This is a genomic window from Pseudomonas sp. SID14000, assembly GCF_002165135.1.
In the GTDB taxonomy this organism is placed as follows: Bacteria; Pseudomonadota; Gammaproteobacteria; order Pseudomonadales; family Pseudomonadaceae; genus Aquipseudomonas.
The window spans coordinates 1-382 of record NZ_NFZQ01000181.1; the positions used below are offsets into that span (position 1 = coordinate 1).

Consider the following 382-nt stretch of genomic DNA (forward strand, 5'->3'; position numbering starts at 1 on the left):
CGTGGTGCTGACCGGGCCGCTGTGGTCGATGGTGTCGCGGGCCTTGACGGTGTAGACGTAGTCGGTGCCCGCGGTCAGACCGGTGTTGGTGTAGGTGAGACCGGTGACGGTCGCCACGGTGCTGCCGTCGCGGATGACGTCGTAGTTCTTGACGCCCTTGTCGTCGGTGGCCGCTGTCCAGGAGAGGGTGGCGGAGGTGTTGGTGATGCCGCTGGCCGTGGGGGTGCCAGGGGCGGAGGGCGGGTTGTCGCCCGGCGGCACCGTACCGCCGTCACAGGAACCGCCGTTGACCTTGCAGCCGCTCGGGCTGCCGGAGCCCGCGCCGTTGAATCCGAAGCTCGCGCTGGCGCCGGGGGCGAGGGTGCCGTTCCAGCCCGCGTTC

Annotated in this window: 1 protein-coding gene; it reads right to left on the reverse strand. The window is 70.9% G+C overall.

Going from position 1 to position 382, the window contains the following annotated elements; translation table 11 throughout:
- A partial coding sequence (locus CAY82_RS27850; RefSeq protein ID WP_170931150.1) for a fibronectin type III domain-containing protein occupies positions 1-382 on the reverse strand: 382 nt, incomplete at both ends.